The organism is Streptomyces sp. CA2R106, assembly GCF_037034245.1.
Lineage (GTDB): Bacteria > Actinomycetota > Actinomycetes > Streptomycetales > Streptomycetaceae > Actinacidiphila.
The window spans coordinates 86,487-105,002 of the sequence record NZ_JBAGKC010000006.1 but is presented as its reverse complement, the minus strand read 5'-3'; the positions used below and the strand labels follow the sequence as shown (position 1 = coordinate 105,002).

18 protein-coding genes are annotated in these 18,516 nt (G+C 72.8%); 6 read left to right on the top strand and 12 right to left on the bottom strand.

The genetic code is table 11. The features are described from left to right. Positions 1–49 precede the first annotated feature (49 nt). Positions 50–418 carry a hypothetical protein gene (locus WA788_RS11490; protein ID WP_335975575.1) on the top strand — a complete coding sequence of 123 codons (369 nt, stop codon included), beginning with the start codon at positions 50–52 and terminating at the stop codon, positions 416–418. Next, positions 411–908, top strand: coding sequence for a hypothetical protein (locus WA788_RS11485; protein ID WP_335975570.1), 498 nt, complete (start codon positions 411–413; stop codon positions 906–908). The genes WA788_RS11490 and WA788_RS11485 overlap by 8 nt, the downstream gene beginning before the upstream one ends. 64 nt (positions 909–972) lie before the next feature. Here the strand turns inward: WA788_RS11485 and WA788_RS11480 are convergent, their stop codons facing one another. Further along, on the bottom strand, positions 973–1,494 hold the full coding sequence (locus tag WA788_RS11480) for a GNAT family N-acetyltransferase (protein ID WP_335975565.1): 522 nt from the start codon (positions 1,492–1,494) through the stop codon (positions 973–975). Between the two features lie 534 nt (positions 1,495–2,028). Between WA788_RS11480 and WA788_RS11475 the strand changes: the two genes are divergently transcribed. Further along, on the top strand, positions 2,029–2,697 hold the full coding sequence (locus WA788_RS11475; RefSeq protein WP_335975560.1) for a lysophospholipid acyltransferase family protein: 669 nt from the start codon (positions 2,029–2,031) through the stop codon (positions 2,695–2,697). A gap of 72 nt (positions 2,698–2,769) precedes the next feature. Here the strand turns inward: WA788_RS11475 and argH are convergent, their stop codons facing one another. The 7 genes from argH to WA788_RS11440 all read right to left on the bottom strand — a co-directional run bounded on the left by argH (position 2,770) and on the right by WA788_RS11440 (position 9,980). Next, positions 2,770–4,236, bottom strand: coding sequence for an argininosuccinate lyase (gene argH, locus WA788_RS11470; protein WP_335975554.1), 1,467 nt, complete (start codon positions 4,234–4,236; stop codon positions 2,770–2,772). Between the two features lie 146 nt (positions 4,237–4,382). Then, positions 4,383–4,916, bottom strand: a complete 534-nt coding sequence (locus WA788_RS11465; RefSeq protein WP_335975549.1) for an arginine repressor — start codon at positions 4,914–4,916, stop codon at positions 4,383–4,385. 16 nt (positions 4,917–4,932) lie between these two features. Beyond that, entirely contained in the window at positions 4,933–6,096 is a 1,164-nt protein-coding gene (locus WA788_RS11460; protein ID WP_335976261.1) for an acetylornithine transaminase, read from the bottom strand. A 38-nt stretch (positions 6,097–6,134) separates the two neighbouring features. Continuing rightward, complete coding sequence (argB, locus tag WA788_RS11455; RefSeq protein ID WP_335975547.1) at positions 6,135–7,136, bottom strand: acetylglutamate kinase; 1,002 nt, start codon at positions 7,134–7,136, stop codon at positions 6,135–6,137. After that, positions 7,133–8,287, bottom strand: a complete 1,155-nt coding sequence (argJ, locus tag WA788_RS11450; RefSeq protein ID WP_335975543.1) for a bifunctional glutamate N-acetyltransferase/amino-acid acetyltransferase ArgJ — start codon at positions 8,285–8,287, stop codon at positions 7,133–7,135. Before argJ ends, argB begins: the two co-directional genes overlap by 4 nt. Continuing rightward, positions 8,284–9,312 carry an N-acetyl-gamma-glutamyl-phosphate reductase gene (gene argC, locus WA788_RS11445; RefSeq protein ID WP_335975540.1) on the bottom strand — a complete coding sequence of 343 codons (1,029 nt, stop codon included), beginning with the start codon at positions 9,310–9,312 and terminating at the stop codon, positions 8,284–8,286. The genes argJ and argC overlap by 4 nt, the downstream gene beginning before the upstream one ends. 92 nt (positions 9,313–9,404) lie before the next feature. After that, a complete protein-coding gene (locus WA788_RS11440; protein ID WP_335975536.1) occupies positions 9,405–9,980 on the bottom strand; it encodes a TetR/AcrR family transcriptional regulator in 576 nt (191 codons plus the stop codon). Between the two features lie 92 nt (positions 9,981–10,072). Between WA788_RS11440 and WA788_RS11435 the strand changes: the two genes are divergently transcribed. Both WA788_RS11435 and WA788_RS11430 read left to right on the top strand, forming a co-directional pair. Further along, positions 10,073–10,519 (top strand): DUF1772 domain-containing protein, encoded by a 447-nt coding sequence (locus WA788_RS11435; protein ID WP_335975534.1) that lies wholly within the window; start codon positions 10,073–10,075, stop codon positions 10,517–10,519. Positions 10,520–10,673: 154 nt separating this feature from the next. Further along, entirely contained in the window at positions 10,674–12,893 is a 2,220-nt protein-coding gene (locus WA788_RS11430; protein ID WP_335975530.1) for an NADP-dependent isocitrate dehydrogenase, read from the top strand. 153 nt (positions 12,894–13,046) lie between these two features. Here the strand turns inward: WA788_RS11430 and WA788_RS11425 are convergent, their stop codons facing one another. Next, on the bottom strand, positions 13,047–14,222 hold the full coding sequence (locus WA788_RS11425; protein ID WP_335975527.1) for a methyltransferase: 1,176 nt from the start codon (positions 14,220–14,222) through the stop codon (positions 13,047–13,049). Positions 14,223–14,291: 69 nt separating this feature from the next. Beyond that, complete coding sequence (locus WA788_RS11420) at positions 14,292–14,771, bottom strand: RrF2 family transcriptional regulator (RefSeq protein WP_335976260.1); 480 nt, start codon at positions 14,769–14,771, stop codon at positions 14,292–14,294. Positions 14,772–14,981: 210 nt separating this feature from the next. On the opposite strand from WA788_RS11420, the gene WA788_RS11415 reads away from it, so the two are divergent. After that, positions 14,982–15,710: an SDR family oxidoreductase gene (locus WA788_RS11415; protein ID WP_335975523.1), complete on the top strand. Its 729-nt coding sequence runs from the start codon at positions 14,982–14,984 to the stop codon at positions 15,708–15,710. Positions 15,711–16,115: 405 nt separating this feature from the next. On the opposite strand, the gene WA788_RS11410 is transcribed toward WA788_RS11415, so the two are convergent. Both WA788_RS11410 and WA788_RS11405 read right to left on the bottom strand, forming a co-directional pair. Next, the gene (locus WA788_RS11410; protein ID WP_335975522.1) at positions 16,116–16,850 is read right to left on the bottom strand and encodes a DUF7873 family protein; all 735 of its coding nucleotides are present in this window, start codon (positions 16,848–16,850) and stop codon (positions 16,116–16,118) included. Between the two features lie 113 nt (positions 16,851–16,963). Continuing rightward, entirely contained in the window at positions 16,964–18,274 is a 1,311-nt protein-coding gene (locus tag WA788_RS11405) for a glycoside hydrolase family 10 protein (RefSeq protein ID WP_335975520.1), read from the bottom strand. Positions 18,275–18,516: the final 242 nt, after the last annotated feature.

Genomic DNA, 18,516 nt, shown 5'->3' with positions numbered 1-18,516 from the left:
CGGTGGCCCGGCGGTCGGGGGGACCTCGCGCCCGTAATACAGTCGTCGCATGCTCGATGGGGTCATCTGGACGGTCTCGGTGCTGGCGCTGCTGCTCGCGGCGTGGTGCGGGTGGGCCGCGTACCGCGACTCGGCGACGAAGGACTGGCACTTCGCCGGGATGGCGGTGGTCACCCTCGCGGTGCTGGTGCAGCTCGTGGTCGCGGTGGTCCAGCTCACCCGGGGCGACCGGCCGGCGCACGGCCTGGCGGTGTTCGTGCCGTACCTGGCCGGCGCGGTGTGCGTGGTGCCGGCGGCGGCGTTCATGTCGCTCGCGGAGCGCACCCGTTGGGGCTCGGCGATCGTGGCCGCCGGCGGGGTGGTGCTGGCGGTGCTGGAGCTGCGGTTGGACCAGATCTGGGGAGCGGGACATGGCTGAGAGCGGGAGCACCACAGTGGAAGGCGGCAGCGACGTGACGTCACCCCATCCGGCGGCGGCCAGGGCGAGGATCGGCACGGGCCCGGGCCGGCTGCTGCTGTCGGTCTACGCGGTCTTCACGGTGGCCGCGCTGTCCCGTTCGATCGTGCAGCTCAGCACGAAGTACCACGAGGCGCCGCTGGCGTACGTCCTGTCCGGCGTCGCCGGGATCGTCTACGCGGTGATCACCGTCGCGCTGTGGCGGGGCGGTGACGCGGCCCGCCGGGTGGCGCTGGCCTCCTGCTCGGCGGAGCTGGTCGGCGTGGTCACGGTCGGCATCCTGACCGTCGTCGACTCCTCGGCCTTCCCCGACGCGACGGTGTGGTCGGACTTCGGCGTCGGCTACGTCTTCCTGCCGGTGGTGCTGCCGGTTGCCGGTCTGCTGTGGCTGCGCCGCTCCGCCCGGCAGGACGCGGAGGCGGCGCCGACCGACGCGGGCGACGGCGAGTGATCCGGGGGACCGCAGCGCGACGGCCCGCGAACCGTCCGGTTCGCGGGCCGTCGCGCGGTACGGGTCAGGCCGTGGCCGCGTAGCTCCCGGCGGGGGCCGGCGGGCGGGCCGCGGACTTCTCCATGTGCACCAGGCTGAGCCGGCGGTTGACCGGCTCCGCGGCGCCCACCTGCTCGTAACCGAGCTTGCGGTACATCCGCTGCTGGACCTGGCTGCGGTGCCCGGTGAAGAGGCGGTAGCGCTTGGCCTCGGCTTCGGCGGCGAGGCGGTCTTCGAGTGCGGCGAGCAGGCGCCCGCCGAGCCCGTGCCGTTGCAGGCGCGGGTGGACGATCAGCTTGCCGATACGGGCGGTGCCGTCGTCGTCGACGGCGCCGCGGACGGAACCGACGACCTCCTCGCCGAGCCGCGCCACGAGGACGGTGCTCCCGGCGAGTTCGGCGCGCAGTTCCTCGAGGGTCTGGGTGAGCGGCTCGATCGTGTAGTCGCCGTACAGCTCTGCTTCGCCCTGATAGCACAGGTACTGGAGTTTCAGGATCTTCTCGGCGTCGCCGCTGTTCGCCGTAGAGATGGTCACGCTCATGCCCATGTCGCGCGGGCCTCCCCTTCGAAATCCGTCCGGGCGGGATTGAGGGTGTGGTGCACGCCCGGAACGTGTGCCTGTGCGGAGTTGATACGAATGTGCGCTCGATGTCGCCTCCGCTGGCGCCGATGATCGCACAGACGAACCGGTCGGGTACCGCTGCCGCGGTCTCCGGCACAGCGCCGCCGAGGCGTGCCGCGAGCACGTCCGGACGTCGGCTGTTTACCGTGCATTACCCCGTCCCACCGGGGATTCAACCCTCCGATTCACGACCGGAACGGGCGAGTTCGCGCCCCGTGCGGGCGACCTGGGCGGCACCGGCCTGTGATATTCCCAACTCCCCTGCCGCGCGGGGCCGGTCGGCCGTGCGTCGGCGCCGTCCCCGGCACCCGGTGCGGCCTGCGCGGACGTCCGTTCCCCGGTGGGTGAACCCGGCGTGCGCGGGCGGGGGCCGCGCAAGTATCGTCGGGGGCCTACGGGCCGGTAGGGTCGGTCCGCAGGTTGACGTCCGTACGAGCCCGGAGGGGTCCGTTGTCCCGCATGTCCCGCAGCGTGCTGAAGGCGATCCTGCTGGTGCTGATGCGTGTGCTGTACCGCCCGGTCGTGGAGGGCGTGGAGCACATCCCGTTTGAGGGCGCGGTGATCCTGGCGGGCAACCACGTCACCTTCATCGACTCCCTGTTCCTGTCGCTGGTGGTCGACCGGCAGGTCTACTTCATCGGCAAGGACGAGTACGTCACCGGCAAGGGGCTCAAGGGCCGCCTGATGGCCTGGTTCTTCACCACCTGCGGCATGATCCCGGTGGACCGCGACGGCGGCCACGGCGGGGTGGCGGCGCTGATGACCGGGCGCCGGGTACTGGAGGAGGGCAAGATCTTCGGGATCTACCCCGAGGGCACCCGCTCCCCCGACGGCCGGCTCTACCGCGGCCGCACCGGCATCGCCCGGCTGGCGCTGATGACCGGCGCCCCCGTGGTCCCGTTCGCGATGATCGGCACCGACAAGGTGCAGCCCGGCGGCACCGGGATGCCCCGCATCGCCCCGGTGAAGGTCCGCTTCGGCACCCCGCTGGACTTCTCCCGCTACGACGGCATGGACCGCGACCGCTACGTGCTGCGCGCCGTCACCGACGAGGTGATGTCCGAGGTGATGCACCTCGGCGGCCAGGAGTACGTCGACATCTACGCGACCAAGGCGAAGGCGGCGTAGGAACAGGCTGAAACGGCTGGGGGCGGGCACGGTCTTCGTGCCCGCCCCCAGCCGTTCGTGCGGCGGCCCGGCTTACGCGGAGGGCCCGGCAGCGGCGCTCTGTTTGGCCGTCGCCCAGGCGTGCTGGGTGGCGAGGTCCGCCTTGACCTCGGCGAGTTGGACGGCGACGGCCGACGGCGCGGTGCCGCCGCGGCCGTTGCGTGCGGCGAGGGCGCCGGGCACGTTGAGCACCTCACGCACCTGCGGGGCCAGGTGCGGGGAGATCTTCGCGAACTGCTCGTCGGTGAGCTGGTCGAGCTCGATGCCCTCGGCCTCGCACACCTTGACGCACTCCCCGGCCACCTCGTGCGCGACCCGGAACGGCACGCCCTGCCGGACCAGCCACTCGGCGATGTCGGTGGCCAGCGAGAAACCGGCCGGGGCCAGCGCCGCCATCCGCTCCTCGTGCACCGTGAGGGTGGCCATCATGCCGGTGAACGCCGGGAGCAGCACCTCCAGTTGGTCGCAGGAGTCGAAGACCGGCTCCTTGTCCTCCTGGAGGTCCCGGTTGTAGGCCAGCGGCAGCGCCTTGAGGGTGGCCATCAGCCCGGTGAGGTTGCCGATCAGCCGGCCGGACTTGCCCCGGGCCAGCTCGGCGATGTCCGGGTTCTTCTTCTGCGGCATGATCGAGGAGCCGGTGGAGAAGGCGTCGTGCAGGGTGACGAAGGAGAACTCCTTCGTGTTCCAGATGATGATCTCCTCGGCGATCCGGGAGACGTTGATCCCGATCATCGCGGTGATGAACGCGAACTCCGCGACGAAGTCCCGCGAGGCGGTGCCGTCGATGGAGTTGCCGGCGCTGCCGTGCTCGAAGCCGAGGTCACGGGCGACCGCCTCCGGGTCCAGGCCGAGCGAGGAGCCGGCGAGCGCGCCCGAGCCGTACGGCGAGACCGCGGTGCGCTCGTCCCACTGCCGCAGCCGCTCCGCGTCCCGGGACAGCGCCTGCGCGTGGGCGAGCACGTGGTGGGCGAAGAGCACCGGCTGCGCGTGCTGGAGGTGGGTGCGGCCGGGCATCGCCGCGTCCGGGTGCGCCTCCGCGAGGCCGACCAGCGCGTCCTGGAGGTCGGCGACCAGACCGCCGATGATCCGGGCGTGGTCGCGCAGGTACATCCGGAAGAGCGTGGCGACCTGGTCGTTCCGCGACCTCCCGGCCCGCAGCTTCCCGCCGAGATCCGGGCCGACCCGCTCCAGCAGGCCCCGCTCCAGCGCGGTGTGCACGTCCTCGTCGGCGATCGTCCCGCGGAACGTGCCCGCGGCCACGTCCGCCTCCAGCGCGTCCAGCCCGGCGATCATCCGGTCCAGCTCGTCCGCGGTCAGCAGCTCGGCCCGGTACAGCACCCGCGCGTGCGCGCGAGACCCCGCGATGTCGTACGGCGCGAGCCGGAAGTCGAAGTGCACGGACGCCGACAGCTTCTCCAACGCGGCGGACGGCCCGTCGGCGAACCGCCCGCCCCACAGCTTCAGATCCTGGCCGCCGGCCGCGTTCTTCTCAGCACTCATGAGCATAATTATGCACTCCCCCGCATGATTCACCAAAGCCCCAGCTCGTCAAAGGTGAGAGCCGCACATACCAAGGGGCGCGAGGAACTGCGCGAGCAACCGGCCACCGGGCGGCAGCCGGCTACGAAACCGCAACCACGACGGCGCTACGCCTCCCCCTGCGCAAGCCTCAGCAAGTGATCCGCCAGCTTCTGCCCCCCGGAGGGGTCCCGAGAGATCAGCACCACCGTGTCATCCCCGGCGATCGTCCCGAGGATGTCGTACACCTCGGCCTGGTCCATCGCCGACGCGAGGAACTGCGCCGCCCCCGGCGGCGTCCGCACCACCACGAGGTTCGCCGAAGCCTCCGCGGAGATCAGCAGCTCCGCGGCGAGCCGCCGCATCCGCTCCTCCTTGACCGACTCCCCCAGCGGCGCCTGCGGCGTGCGGAACCCCCCTTCCGAGGGCACCGCGTAGATCAACTCCCCGTCGTTCGTACGGATCTTGACCGCGCCGAGTTCGTCGAGGTCCCGGCTGAGCGTCGCCTGGGTGACGCTCAGCCCGTCGTCGGCGAGCAGCTTCGCCAGTTGGCTCTGGGAGCGCACCGGCTGCCGCCCCAGCAGGTCGACGATCCTGCGGTGGCGGGCGGTACGGGTCTGCGGGACGGCCTGTCCCGCGCCATGCGCATGCTGCTCGGTCATCGTGTACGGATCTCCGTCATTCTCCTGATCGGCCCGCCTGAGCGGCCTGGTGCACCTCGTCCAGCACACCGGGCAGCACCCGGAGGAACGCGTCGGTCTCCGCGTCGCCCACGACCAGCGGCGGGGCGAGGCGCACCACCCCGGGGACGGCCGCGTTCACCAGGAGCCCGGCCTGCTGCGCCGCGCGCTCGACCTTGGCGGCCAGCGGCTCGGTGAGCACGATACCGATCAACAGCCCGGAACCGCGCACGTGATCGACGAGCGGGTGGTTCAGCGCGGCCACGCCCTGCCGCAGTTTCTCGCCCTGCCGCTTGACGTTGTCGAGCAGGTCCTCGGCCGCGATGGTGTCCAGGACGGCCAGCGCGGCGGCGCAGGCGACCGGGTTGCCGCCGAAGGTGGTGCCGTGGCTGCCGGGGGTGATCAGCTCCGCGGCCTCGCCGAACGCGATCGCCGCACCGAGCGGCAGGCCGCCGCCCAGGCCCTTGGCCAGGGTCATCACGTCGGGCTCGACGCCCTGTGCCTGGCACTCGAACCAGTGGCCGGTCCGGCCGACGCCGGTCTGCACCTCGTCGAGGACCAGGAGGGTGCCGGTGGCCGCGGTGATCTCCCGGGCCGCCCGCAGATACCCGGCCGGCGGCACCACGACGCCGTACTCGCCGAGGATCGGCTCCAGGATCACCATCGCGGTGTCGGTGGTGACCGCGGCGCGCAGCGCGGCCTCGTCGCCGTACGGGACGTGGGTGACGTCGCCGGGCAGCGGCTCGAACGCGGTGCGCTTGGCGGGCTGGCCGGTGAGCGCCAGGGAGCCCATGGTGCGGCCGTGGAAGGCGCCCTGGGCGGCGACGACATGGGTGCGGCCGGTGAGCCGGCCGATCTTGAAGGCCGCCTCGTTGGCCTCGGCGCCGGAGTTGGCGAAGAACACCCGGCCCGGGCGACCGGCCAGCTCGATCAGCCGCTCGGCGAGCGCGACGGTCGGCTCGGCGAGGAAGAGGTTGGAGATGTGGCCGAGCGACCCGATCTGCCGGGTGACGGCCTCGACGACGGCCGGGTGGGCGGTGCCCAGGGCGTTGGTGGCGATGCCGCCGACGAAGTCGAGGTACTCGTTGCCCTCGGCGTCCCAGAAGCGGGCGCCCTCGCCGCGGGCCAGCGGCAGCCGGGGGACGCCGTAGCTGTTCATCATCGCGCCCTGCCAGCGCTGGGCCAGCTCCTCGTTGGCGGTCACCGTGCTCCCCCTTCTGCGGACGGGTCCGCGGTCGTCGTGTGGTCGGCGACAAGGGCGCCGGGCGGCGCCGGGTCCTGCGCCGGGTCCGGGTCGGGCACGACCATCGTGCCAATGCCCTCGTCGGTGAAGATCTCCAGCAGGATCGAGTGCGGCACCCGGCCGTCGATGACGCGGGCGGTGCTCACCCCGTGGCGTACGGCGTGCAGGCAGCCCTCCATCTTGGGCACCATCCCGCTGGACAGGTCCGGCAGCAGCATCTCCAGCTCGCTGGCGGTCAGCCGGCTGATCACGTCGTCGCTGTGCGGCCAGTCCTCGTACAGGCCCTCGACGTCGGTGAGCACCATCAGCGTCTCGGCGCCGAGGGCCGCGGCCAGCGCGGCGGCGGCGGTGTCGGCGTTGACGTTGTAGATGTGGCCGTCGTCGGCGGAGCGGGCGATCGAGGAGACCACCGGGATACGGCCGTCGGCGAGCAGCGCCTCGATGGCGCCGGTGTCGATCGCGGTGATCTCGCCGACCCGGCCGATGTCCACCGTCTCGCCGTCGATCGTCGGGCGGTGCTTGACGGCGCTGATGGTGTGGGCGTCCTCGCCGGTCAGGCCGACCGCGAGCGGGCCGTGCCGGTTGAGCAGGCCGACCAGTTCGCGCTGCACCTGGCCGGCGAGCACCATCCGGACCACGTCCATCGCCTCGGGCGTGGTGACCCGCAGGCCCGCCTTGAACTCGCTGACCAGGCCGTGCCGGTCCAGCTGGGCGCTGATCTGCGGGCCGCCGCCGTGCACGACGACCGGCTTGAGCCCGGCGTGCCGCAGGAACACCACGTCCTGCGCGAACGCGGCCTTCAGCGCGTCGTCGACCATGGCGTTGCCGCCGAACTTCACCACCACGGTCCGGCCGTGGTGCCGGGTCAGCCAGGGCAGCGCCTCGATCAGGACCTGCGCCTTGGGCAGCGCGGTGTGCTTGCGCGGGGTTCCCCCGGGGCGGGGGTCGGTGGTGGTCATGAGCTGTACGCGCTGTTCTCGTGGACGTAGTCGGCGGTGAGGTCGTTGGTCCAGATCACGGCGGACGCGTCGCCGGCGCCGAGGTCGGCGGTGATGACGACCTCGCGGAAGCGCATGTCGACCAGGTCGCGGTCCTCGCCGACCGAGCCGGCCCGGCAGACCCACACGCCGTTGATCGCCACGTCGAGCGCGTCGGGGTCGAAGGCGGCGGAGGTGGTGCCGATCGCGGACAGCACCCGGCCCCAGTTGGGGTCCTCGCCGTGCACGGCGCACTTCAGGAGGTTGTTGCGGGCGATGGAGCGGCCCACCTCCACGGCGTCGTCCTCGGTCGCGGCGTGCACCACCTCGATCCGGATGTCCTTGCTCGCGCCCTCGGCGTCGCCGATGAGCTGCCGGGCGAGGTCGGCGCAGACCGCGCGGACGGCCTCGGCGAGCTCCTCGTACTCCGGGGTGACGCCGGAGGCGCCCGAGGCGAGCAGCAGCACCGTGTCGTTGGTGGACATGCAGCCGTCGGAGTCGATCCGGTCGAAGGTCAGCCGGGTGGCGTCCCGCAGCGCCTTGTCCAAGGTGCCCGGGTCGGCGTCGGCATCGGTGGTGAGGACCACGAGCATGGTGGCCAGGCCCGGGGCGAGCATGCCCGCGCCCTTGGCCATGCCGCCGACGGTGAAGCCCGACGGGCCGGTGGCCACGGCGGTCTTGTGCACGCTGTCGGTGGTCTTGATGGCGATGGCGGCCTTCTCGCCGCCGTGCTCGGACAGCGCGGTGGCGGCCGTGCCGATGCCCGCCAGCAGCTTGTCCATCGGCAGCCGCAAGCCGATCAGGCCGGTCGAGGCGACCGCGACCTCGCCCGCGCTGTGGCCCAGCACCTCCGCGACCCGCTCGGCGGTCGCGTGCGTGTCCTGGAAGCCCTTGGGGCCGGTGCAGGCGTTGGCGCCGCCGGAGTTGAGCACCACGGCGGTCACCTCGCCGCCCTTGAGCACCTGCTCCGACCACAGCACCGGTGCGGCCTTCACCCGGTTCGACGTGAAGACGCCCGCGGCGGCCCGGCGCGGCCCGGCGTTGACCACCAGGGCCAGGTCCGGGTTGCCGTTCTCCTTGATCCCGGCGGCAACCCCCGCCGCCGTGAACCCCTTAGCTGCCGTCACGCTCAAGGCGCCACTCCGATCGTGGAAAGTCCCGTCGCCTCCGGGAGCCCGAGGGCGATGTTCATGCTCTGTACGGCGCCCCCCGCGGTGCCCTTCGCGAGGTTGTCGATCGCGCTGATCGCGATGACGCGCCCGGCGTCCGGGTCGTGGGCGACCTGGACGTGTGCGGCGTTGGAGCCGTAGACGGAGGCGGTCGCCGGCCACTGGCCCTCGGGCAGCAGGTGGACGAACGGCTCGTCGGCGTACGCCTTCTCGTACGCGGCGCGCACGTCGGCCGCGCCGACGCCCGGGAGCGCCGCCGCGGAGCAGGTCGCGAGGATGCCGCGGGGCATGGGCGCGAGGGTGGGCGTGAAGGACACGCTCACCCACTGCCCGGCGACCGCGCTGAGGTTCTGGATCATCTCGGGGGTGTGCCGGTGGCCGCCGCCGACGCCGTAGGGCGTCATGGACCCCATCACCTCGGAGCCGAGCAGGTGCGGCTTGGGCGCCTTGCCCGCGCCGGACGTGCCGGACGCGGCGACGACCACCGCCTCGGGCGCCACCAGGCCGGCCACGTAGGCCGGGAAGAGGGCGAGCGAGACGGCCGTCGGATAGCAGCCGGGCACCGCGACGCGCTTGGACCCCTCCAGCGCGGCGCGGCCACCCGGCAGTTCGGGCAGCCCGTACGGCCAGCTGCCCGCGTGCTCCGACCCGTAGAACCGCTCCCAGTCAGCGGCGTCCCGGAGCCGGAAGTCGGCGCCCATGTCGATCACGAGCACATCCTCGCCCAGCTGCTCGGCGACGGCCGCGGACTGGCCGTGCGGCAGCGCGAGGAAGACCACGTCGTGGCCGGCGAGCACCTGCGCGGAGGTCTCCGCGAGCACCCGGTCGGCCAGCGGCACCAGGTGCGGCTGGAGCGCGCCCAGCCGCTGCCCGGCGTTGCTGTTGCCGGTCAGCGCCCCGATCTCGACCTCGGGGTGCCCGACGAGCAGTCTGAGCACCTCTCCGCCGGCGTATCCGCTGGCCCCGGCCACCGCCACCCGTACCGTCATGGCTCCTCCTTCGACGGCATGACTATACGGGCGGGTGCACTTTTATGCAATGAGCCGATCGGGGGTCACCCGCAGGCGCACCCAGGGCGGGGTCAGCCGGCGGCGAGGCGGTCCACCAGCAGGCCGACGCGGCGGTCGGCCTCGGCCGCAGGCAGGCGCCCCTCGCGGGTGAGGGTGGCCAGGCCGTGCAGGGCCGCCCAGAACAGCTCGGTGAACAGTCCGGGGTCGGCGTCCCCGGCGACCGGGCCGAGGGTTTCGAGCAGGGCGGCGAAGGCGTCCTTGAGCGACGCCGGGGTGTCCTCGCGCGCGAACGCCAGACCGCCGTCGAGCCGGAACAGCGCGTCGTAGACCGCCGGGTTGCGCGCCGCGAAGTCGAGGTAGGCCCGGGCGAGCGCCGCGACCCGGTCGCGCGGCCCGGGCACGGCCGAGACCGCGGAGCGCAGCGCGGCGGCCAGCTCGGCGGCCCCTTCGACGGCCACGGCGCCGATGATCTCGCGCTTGCCCCGGAAGTGGCTGTAGAGGACGGGCTGGCTGTACTCGATCCGCTCGGCGAGCCGGCGGGTGGTGACCGCGTCCCAGCCCTGCCGCTCGGCGATCTCGCGGGCCGTCGCCACGATCAGCCGCTCGCGGTCCGCCCGCTCGCGCTCCTTGCGTTCCTGTACCGACATGAGTCGATCCTAGCACCGCTAGACAACCGAGCGGCAGCAGGTCTAGCGTTGGCCCTAGTCCTAGCAACGCTAGATTCCAGAAGGGGTCACCCATGCTCAACGCACTCGAGGTCGTCACCACCGTGGTCGTCGGCGTGATGGTGGGGGTGGAGTTCTCGGTCGCCTTCGTCGTCAACCCGATCCTCGGCGCGCTGCCCGTCGACAGCTACCAGCTCGGCCGCGCCCACGGGGGCCGGATGCTCGGCGCGGTGATGCCGTTCTGGTACATCGGCTCGCTCGTCCTCGTCGCGCTCTGGGCCGCGGCGGGCCGGCACCACCACGGGGCCGGGCTCGTCGTCACCGCCGGCGCGCTGCTGGTCACCAGCGTGGTCATGTCGCTGCTGCTGCTCGTCCCGATCAACAACCGCACCAAGGCGTGGACCCCCGAGAACCGGCCCGCGGACTGGCGGGAGCAGATGGACCGCTGGGACCGCTTCCACTACGTCCGCGTCGCCGTGATCGTCGCGGCCTTCGCGGCGCTGGCCGCCGCCCTGGTCTGAGGCAGGGGCCGGAGCCGGGGCAGGGCGGGACGGACGGGGCCGGGGCCGGGCGGTGTCCGGTTGTCCACAGGAATCCGGGGGCTTGTTCGAGGAGAGGACGGCGACGGGATATCTTGATATCAAGCAATGTTGGAGACTGGACGGAGAGCAAGCGGTGGCTGACTCGACCATCATCTACACGCACACCGACGAGGCCCCGGCCCTGGCCACGTACTCGTTCCTGCCCGTGATCCAGGCGTACGCCTCGACCGCCGGGGTCACGGTCGAGAGCCGGGACATCTCGCTGGCGGGCCGGATCATCGCCGGCTTCCCGGAGTACCTGGAGGAGGGCCAGCGGATCGACGACGCGCTGGCCGAGCTGGGTGAGCTGGCGCAGCGGCCCGAGGCGAACATCATCAAGCTGCCGAACATCTCCGCGTCGATCCCGCAGCTCAAGGCGGCCGTCGCCGAGCTGCGCGAGCAGGGCTACGCACTGCCGGACTACCCGGACGACCCGAAGACCGACGAGGAGCGCGACATCCGCGCCCGGTACGACAAGGTCAAGGGCAGCGCGGTCAACCCGGTGCTGCGCGAGGGCAACTCCGACCGCCGCGCGGCCGCCGCGGTGAAGAACTACGCCAAGGCCCACCCGCACCGCATGGGCGCCTGGTCGGCGGACTCGAAGACGAACGTGGCCACGATGGGCGCCGACGACTTCCGCTCCACCGAGAAGTCCGCGGTCATCGCCGCCGACGGCAGCCTGCGCATCGAGCTGCACGGCGACGACGGCAGCACCAGCGTGCTGCGCGAGTCGGTGCCGGTGCTGGCCGGCGAGGTCGTGGACGCGTCGGTGCTGCGGGTCGGCGCGCTGCGCGAGTTCCTCACCGCGCAGGTCGCCCGGGCCAAGGCCGAGGGTGTGCTGTTCTCGGTGCACCTGAAGGCGACCATGATGAAGGTCTCCGACCCGATCATCTTCGGCCACGCGGTGCGCGCGTTCTTCCCGAACACCTTCGCGGAGTACGGCGCGGTGTTCGCCGCCGCCGGCCTGACGCCGAACGACGGCCTCGGCGCGATCCTGGCCGGCGCGGAGAAGCTGCCGGAGGGCGAGGCGATCAAGGCGTCCTTCGCCGCGGAGCTGGCCGCGGGCCCGGCGCTGGCGATGGTCGACTCCGACCGCGGCATCACCAACCTGCACGTGCCCAGCGACGTCATCGTGGACGCCTCGATGCCCGCGATGATCCGCACCTCCGGCCACATGTGGGGGCCGGACGGCAAGGAGGCCGACACCCTGGCGGTGCTGCCCGACAGCAGCTACGCGGGCGTCTACCAGGTCGTGCTCGACGACTGCCGGGCGCACGGCGCCTTCGACCCGGCCACCATGGGCTCGGTGCCGAACGTCGGCCTGATGGCCCAGAAGGCCGAGGAGTACGGCAGCCACGACAAGACCTTCGAGATCGCCGCCACCGGCACCGTCCGGGTGGTCGACGGCAGCGGTGCGGTCGTGCTGGAGCAGGCCGTCTCGGCCGGCGACATCTTCCGGATGTGCCAGACCAAGGACCTGCCGATCCGCGACTGGGTCAAGCTCGCCGTCACCCGCGCCCGCGCCACCGGCGACCCGGCTGTCTTCTGGCTGGACGCCGAGCGCGCCCACGACGCGGCGCTGATCGCCAAGGTCGAGGCGTACCTGCCCGAGCACGACACCGAGGGCCTGGACATCCGGGTGCTCTCCCCGGTCGAGGCGACGAAGCTGTCCCTGGAGCGCATCCGCCGCGGCGAGAACACCATCTCCGTCACCGGCAACGTGCTGCGCGACTACCTGACCGACCTCTTCCCGATCCTGGAGCTGGGCACCAGCGCCAAGATGCTGTCGGTGGTGCCGCTGATCAACGGCGGCGGGCTGTTCGAGACCGGCGCCGGCGGCTCCGCGCCCAAGCACGTGCAGCAGCTGGTCAAGGAGGACTACCTGCGCTGGGACAGCCTCGGCGAGTTCCTGGCGCTCGCGGTGAGCTTCGAGCACCTCGCGCAGACCACCGGGAACACGCGGGCGCAGATCCTGGCCGACACCCTCGACCGCGCCACCGGCACGTTCCTCAACGAGGACAAGTCGCCGTCCCGGCGGGTCGGCGGGATCGACAACCGCGGCAGCCACTTCTACCTGGCGCTGTACTGGGCGCAGGAGCTGGCCGCGCAGTCCGACGACACGCAGCTCGCGGAGGCGTTCGCGCCGCTGGCGAAGACCCTCGCGGAGCAGGAGGAGGCGATCGTCGCCGAACTGATCGCCGTCCAGGGCTCGCCGGCGGACATCGGCGGGTACTACCAGCCCGACCCGGCGAAGGCGACGGCGGTCATGCGGCCGTCGGCGATCTTCAACGCCGCGGTGGCGTCGCTGGGTTGATCGGCGGGCGGGGCGCCCTCCTGTACGAGGGCGCCCCGCCGTGCGGGTCCCGCCGTGTGAGTCCCCGCCGTGCGGCCTCCCCGCTGTGAAGGCGTCCGCCAGGGAGCGCTTCGTGCCCGGAGCGGGAGCGTGCGTGCGTGCCCCGGAGCGCAGCTACCTGGTGCTGCGCAGCACCACGTACTTCGGGTTCGCCGCGGCCACCTCGCCGTTGCCGAACAGGCGGCGCAGCCGCGGCAGGTAGGCGAGGTGGCGGTTGGCGACGACCCGCAGCTCGCCGCCCGCGGCCAGCGCGGCGTGCGCCGTGGTGAACATGCGGCGGGCGGCGGCGTCGGTGGTGGCGCGGTGGGAGTGGAAGGGCGGGTTGAGCAGCACCAGGTCGGCGCTGCCGGGCGGCACCGCGGTGAGGGCGTCCCCGACGGCGAAGCGGGCCTTGCTGCCGGGCGCGGCGTTGGCGTGGAAGGTCTCCTCGGCGGAGGCGACGGCCTGGTAGGACTCGTCGGTGAAGAGCACCTCGGCGTCGGGGTTGGCGAGGGCGGCCGCCGTACCGAGGACGCCGTTGCCGCAGCCGAGGTCCACCACCCGGTCCGGGCCGGTGCGGTCCGGCAGGTGCGCCAGCAGCAGGCGGGTGCCGAGGTCGAGCCGGTCGGCGCAGAACACCCCGGCGTGGTTGACGACGGTGCGCCCGGACATCGGGCCGATGCCGTCGGGCAGGGCGTAGCGCAGCGGCCAGGGGTTGGCGCCGCGGGCGAGGCCGGGCTCGGGCGTGCAGAAGACCAGCCGGGCCTTGCGCACCGCGAGCGAGGTGGTGGTGGGGCCGATGATCCGCTCGAAGAGGCGGAGCGTGGAGGTGTGGATCTCGCTGACCATGCCGGTGCCGAGCACGGTGGTGCCGGGGTGGACGGCGGGCGCGAGCCGGTGCAGCTGGTCCTCCAGCAGGGCGAGGCTCTTGGGCACCCTGATGATCAGCAGGTCGATCCGCGCGGGCGGTTCGTCGCGGGTGGTGCGCAGTTCGGCCGGGGCGCTTGCGGGTGCGCCTGCCGGGGCGTCGGGGATGGCGCGCCGCAGGTTCGCCGCCGCGGCCTGGCGGCCGAGGTAGGAGTCCGTGACCAGGGTGGGGCGGGTGGTGCCGCCCGCGGCGAGCGCGGTGGTGAGGGCGCCCCAGCGGTCGCCGACGACGACGGTGCGGCCGGCTTGGGCCGCTCTCCCGGTGTCGGCAAGGTGCTGGAGCGCGTACGCGTCGGCGGCGTCCCAGGCCCGCAGCTGCTCGCGCGGCTCGGCCGGGTAGCGGGTCAGGTCGAGGTCGCCCCACGGCGAGCTGAATCGGTGCATCGTGCGCCCAGCGTATCGCCGGTACGGGCCCGCTCCGGCCGCGGCCGCGGGCTCCCTCGCGCGGGGGCGTCAGGCGGGGGGCGAGCCGGTGAGCCAGGCGCCGAAGACCGGCAGCGCGCCCGGCCCGTAGTCGGCGTTCATGCCCGCGACGAGGTCGGCGATCGAGACGCCGCGCAGGGACTCCCGCCAGGCCGTGTCCGCCGCGGACATCGCGCGGGAGATGGCGCAGGGCACGGTGCAGGAGTCGGGCGGGGTGGCCAGCGGGCCGCGCTGCCGGATCTCCGTGCAGACGAAGGCGCGCTCGGGGCCGTCGACCGCCTCGACCACGTCGAGCACGGTGATCGAGGCCGGTTCGCGGGTGAGGACGTAGCCGCCCGCCTTGCCCTGGACCGACCGCACCAGGCCGGCGCGGGACAGCGCCTGCAACTGCTTGGCCAGATAGCTCGCCGAGACGTCGTGCAGTTCGGCCAGCCGGGTCGCCGGCACCGGTTCCTCCACTGACGTGAGCACCACGCAGCAGTGCAGGGCCCACTCGACTCCGCCGGACATCTTCACCTGATCACTCTAACCAGCCCGCTCGCGGGCCCACTCGGTTCGGTACGCACCACGTCCGCGCCACGCCCACCCCCCATCTTGACTCGGACAAGTCCCATCCGCGTATAGTCTCGGACAGAAGGTGTCCGAGTTCACGGCGGCATTCGGCCCGCCGGGCACGCACGCCTCGGCACGGACGGAACGGCACCCGACGGAAGGCATGTCATGAAGATCGCGGTCATCGGCGGCACCGGGCTGATCGGCTCCCAGGTCGTCACACGGCTCAAGGCCGCCGGGCACGACGCGACCCCGCACTCGCAGTCCACCGGCACGGACGTCATCAGCGGCAAAGGACTGGACGAGGCCCTGGCCGGCGCCGGCACGGTCGTCAACCTGACGAACTCCCCGACCTTCGACGAGGCGTCCGCCGGCTTCTTCCGGACCTCGATGGACAACCTCGTCGCCGCCGCCGGACGCAACGGCGTCCGGCACTTCGTGATCCTCTCGATCGTCGGGGTCGACCAGGTGCCGGAACTGGACTACTACCGGGCCAAGGTGCTCCAGGAGGACATCCTCAAGGCCGGGCCCGTGCCGTACTCGATCGTGCGGGCCACCCAGTTCATGGAGTTCGTCGACGCGATCCTGTCCTGGACCACCGACGGCGACACCGTACGGCTGCCGGCCACGCCCATCCAGCCCATCGCCGCCGCGGACGTGGCCGCCGCGGTGGCCGAGGTGGCCGCGGGCGCCCCGCTGGGCGGCGTCCTCGACGTCGCCGGACCGGAGGTCTTCGCGCTGGACGAGCTGGGCCGGCTCACCCTGCGGCACCGCGCGGACGCGCGCACGGTCGTCACCGACCCGGCCGCGGGCATGTTCGGCGCGGTCAAGGGCGACGTGCTCACCGACCGGAACGCGCGGCTCGCGCCGACCCGCTACACCGACTGGCTCTCCTGATACACCGACTGGCTCGCCTGAAACCGCCCGCGGGCGGGCAGCCACGAAGGTGGGGCCCGGGGCCTTGTCCTGGCCCCGGGCCCCGCTGGTGCCGCCCTGTGCTGCCGCCGGCCCCTGTCACCGCCCGGGTGAGCGTCACCTCGCGCGTGATGCCTTTTCACTACCGCCGCACGAGAGCGGCGGGCCGGAGTCGAACCGGCATTTCGCGATCCCTTGGCCCGAAGCGGCGGGCCGGCGATCGGCGGCCCGTGCTGAGTCTGGAGCGAGAGTCTGAGTCTGGCCGCGGCGCCGCTGTGCGCGGCCGCCGCCTCACGACGAGCTTCAGTTTCAGCTTTGCGCTCCCGCGCACTCCCCCGCACTCGGGCGGGGAAGCCCCTCCGCACGCGGCGGAGGGAACTTGTGGGGTCAGGCCCCGAGCAGGTAGCCGAAGACGGCGTCCCCGACCCGCCGGTCGGCGACCTCGGCGCCGTTGGCCTCCTCACGGGCGAACTGCACGGCCTGGTGGAGCTTGTCCACCCGCTCCAGCAGCTCGTTGACCCGGCGGGCCGGCAGCGCGCCGGAGAACTTCACCGTCGTCCAGTACCCGACCGCGATGTCCTCGTAGTAGACCTCGACCTGCGCCGGGTGCTGCTCGGTCGCCTCGGCCTTCACGTGGTTGCGCGGCACCTTGCGGGTGCGGATGGTGCGCACCGGCTCGGTCTTCCAGGCATCGGTGGAGGCGTCGAGGTTCCACGCCTCGGCGGCGTCGAGCACCGGCAGCTTCCGGATGAACTGCCCCAGCTCCACGAGCTGCTTCTCCAGGAAGAGCAGGTAGGTCACCGGCACGTCGCGGACCAGCTCGCGGCCGTCCACCGTGATGTCGGCGCGCGCCTCGCAGTTCGCCCAGTCCTTGGTGGCGGTCACGTCGAAGAGCCGGCTCAGCGCGGTCGTCGCGGAACGCAGCACCTGCTCGGCCTGGACCTGCACCCGGGTGGACTCCGGCGGCAGCTGCTCGCCCTCCTCGTCCTTGGGCTGGTAGGTCCGGGCGATGCCGGACAGCAGCGCGGGCTTGAGCAGGTCGCGCTGGGCGGACGCCAGCTCGTGGTGGGCCTTGGACTTGGCGCCCTTCTCGACTGCGATGATCTGATTGAGTTTCGCCACGCGGAGAACGTAGCAGCGCGGGCGATCGGCACACGAACGTTTATCCGCCCGCGGCCGGGCCGTGAGGTGCTCACAACCGGCCGCGGGCAGAGGGAAATTGACCGCCCGTCATCTCACGGCGTGCGCACCCTCGTCGGGTAGTGCTCGGCGACCACCTCGCTCATCGCGCCCAGCGGGTCGGCGCCCACCTGCGTCGCGGAGAAGTAGATGTTGCCGCGCACCTGCGGGTAGCCGGCGTCGAAGGCGAGGTGGCGGGAGAGCTCGGCCGGGTCCTGCCAGGCCGCCGGCTGGCCCGCGGCGCCGGCCTTGTACAGGGCCTCCCCCACATAGAGCCTGGCGCGGGTGCCGGCCACCACATCGGACCACCAGGGCACCAGCACCGCGTAGTCGGCGGCCGCGAAGCCGATGTTCCAGTAGACCTGCGGGGCGATGTAGTCCAGCCAGCCGCGCTCGACCCAGCCGCGGGTGTCGGCGTGCAGGTCGTCGTAGGTCTGCACCCCGGCCGCGGTGGCCGAGCCGAGCGGGTCGGTGGCGGCGTTGCGCCACACGCCGAACGGGCTGATGCCGTACTGCGTGCCGGGCCGGACCTGCTTGATGCGGGCGGCCATCTCGCGCACCAGCAGGTCGGTGTTGTGGCGGCGCCACGCGTCGCGGTCGGGGAAGCCGGCGCCGTAGCGGGCGTAGCTCGCGTCGTCGGCGAAGGTCTGGCCGGCCACCGGGTACGGGTAGAAGTAGTCGTCGAAGTGCACGGCGTCGACCGGGTAGCGGCGCACCGCGTCGAGCATGGCGTCCTCGACGAAGCGGCGGACCTGCGGCTGCCCGGGGTCGTAGTAGAGCTTGCCGCCGTAGGGCAGCACCCACTCCGGGTGCAGCCGGGCCGGGTGGGTGGGGGCGAGGGTGCCGGGGTCGTCGGTCATCGCGACGCGGTACGGGTTGAACCAGGCGTGCACCTCCAGCCCGCGGCGGTGCGCCTCATGGACGGCGGTGCCCAGCGGGTCCCAGCCGGGGTCGCGGCCCTGGGTGCCGGTGAGGTACTGCGACCAGGGCTCATAGGGCGACGGCCAGAACGCGTCGGCGGTCGGGCGGACCTGCACCATCACGGCGTTCAACCGCCGTTCGACCGCGAGGTCCAGCAGGCCGGTCAGCTCGGCGCGCTGCGCTTGCGGGGACAGGCCGGGCGCGGAGGGCCAGTCGGTGTTGGCGACGGTGGCGATCCACATGCCGCGCAGCTCGCGGCGGGAGGTGCCCGGGGCCGCGGCGGGGCCGGCGGGACGGGCCGGGTCGGCGGTACGGGCGGGGGTCTCGGTACGGGCGGCGGTCGCGGCCTGTGCGGTGCCGACCGCCGCGGCCGAGGCCAGCGCTCCGGCGGCGGCGACGGTCAACGTCCTCCGGGAAAGCGGGTGCAGCGGGTGCAGCGGGTCCATACGGTCCTCCTGATCGAGCCGATCTGCCTGATCCACCGTCCAGATCCGCCGATGATGGTGGCCCGGGCCAATGGCGGCAAGCACCGACTGGTCCAGTCCACTGGAGCGGCAGGGCGGCGGCCCCGCCGATCCTCCTGGGCGGTAACGTCTGTCCGGTACCCGATCGGGGCAGTGATCAGGGGCCGGTGATCAGAGGTACGAGCCAGCGCACGGCAGGCAGCGACGGGGCCGGACACGGCCGG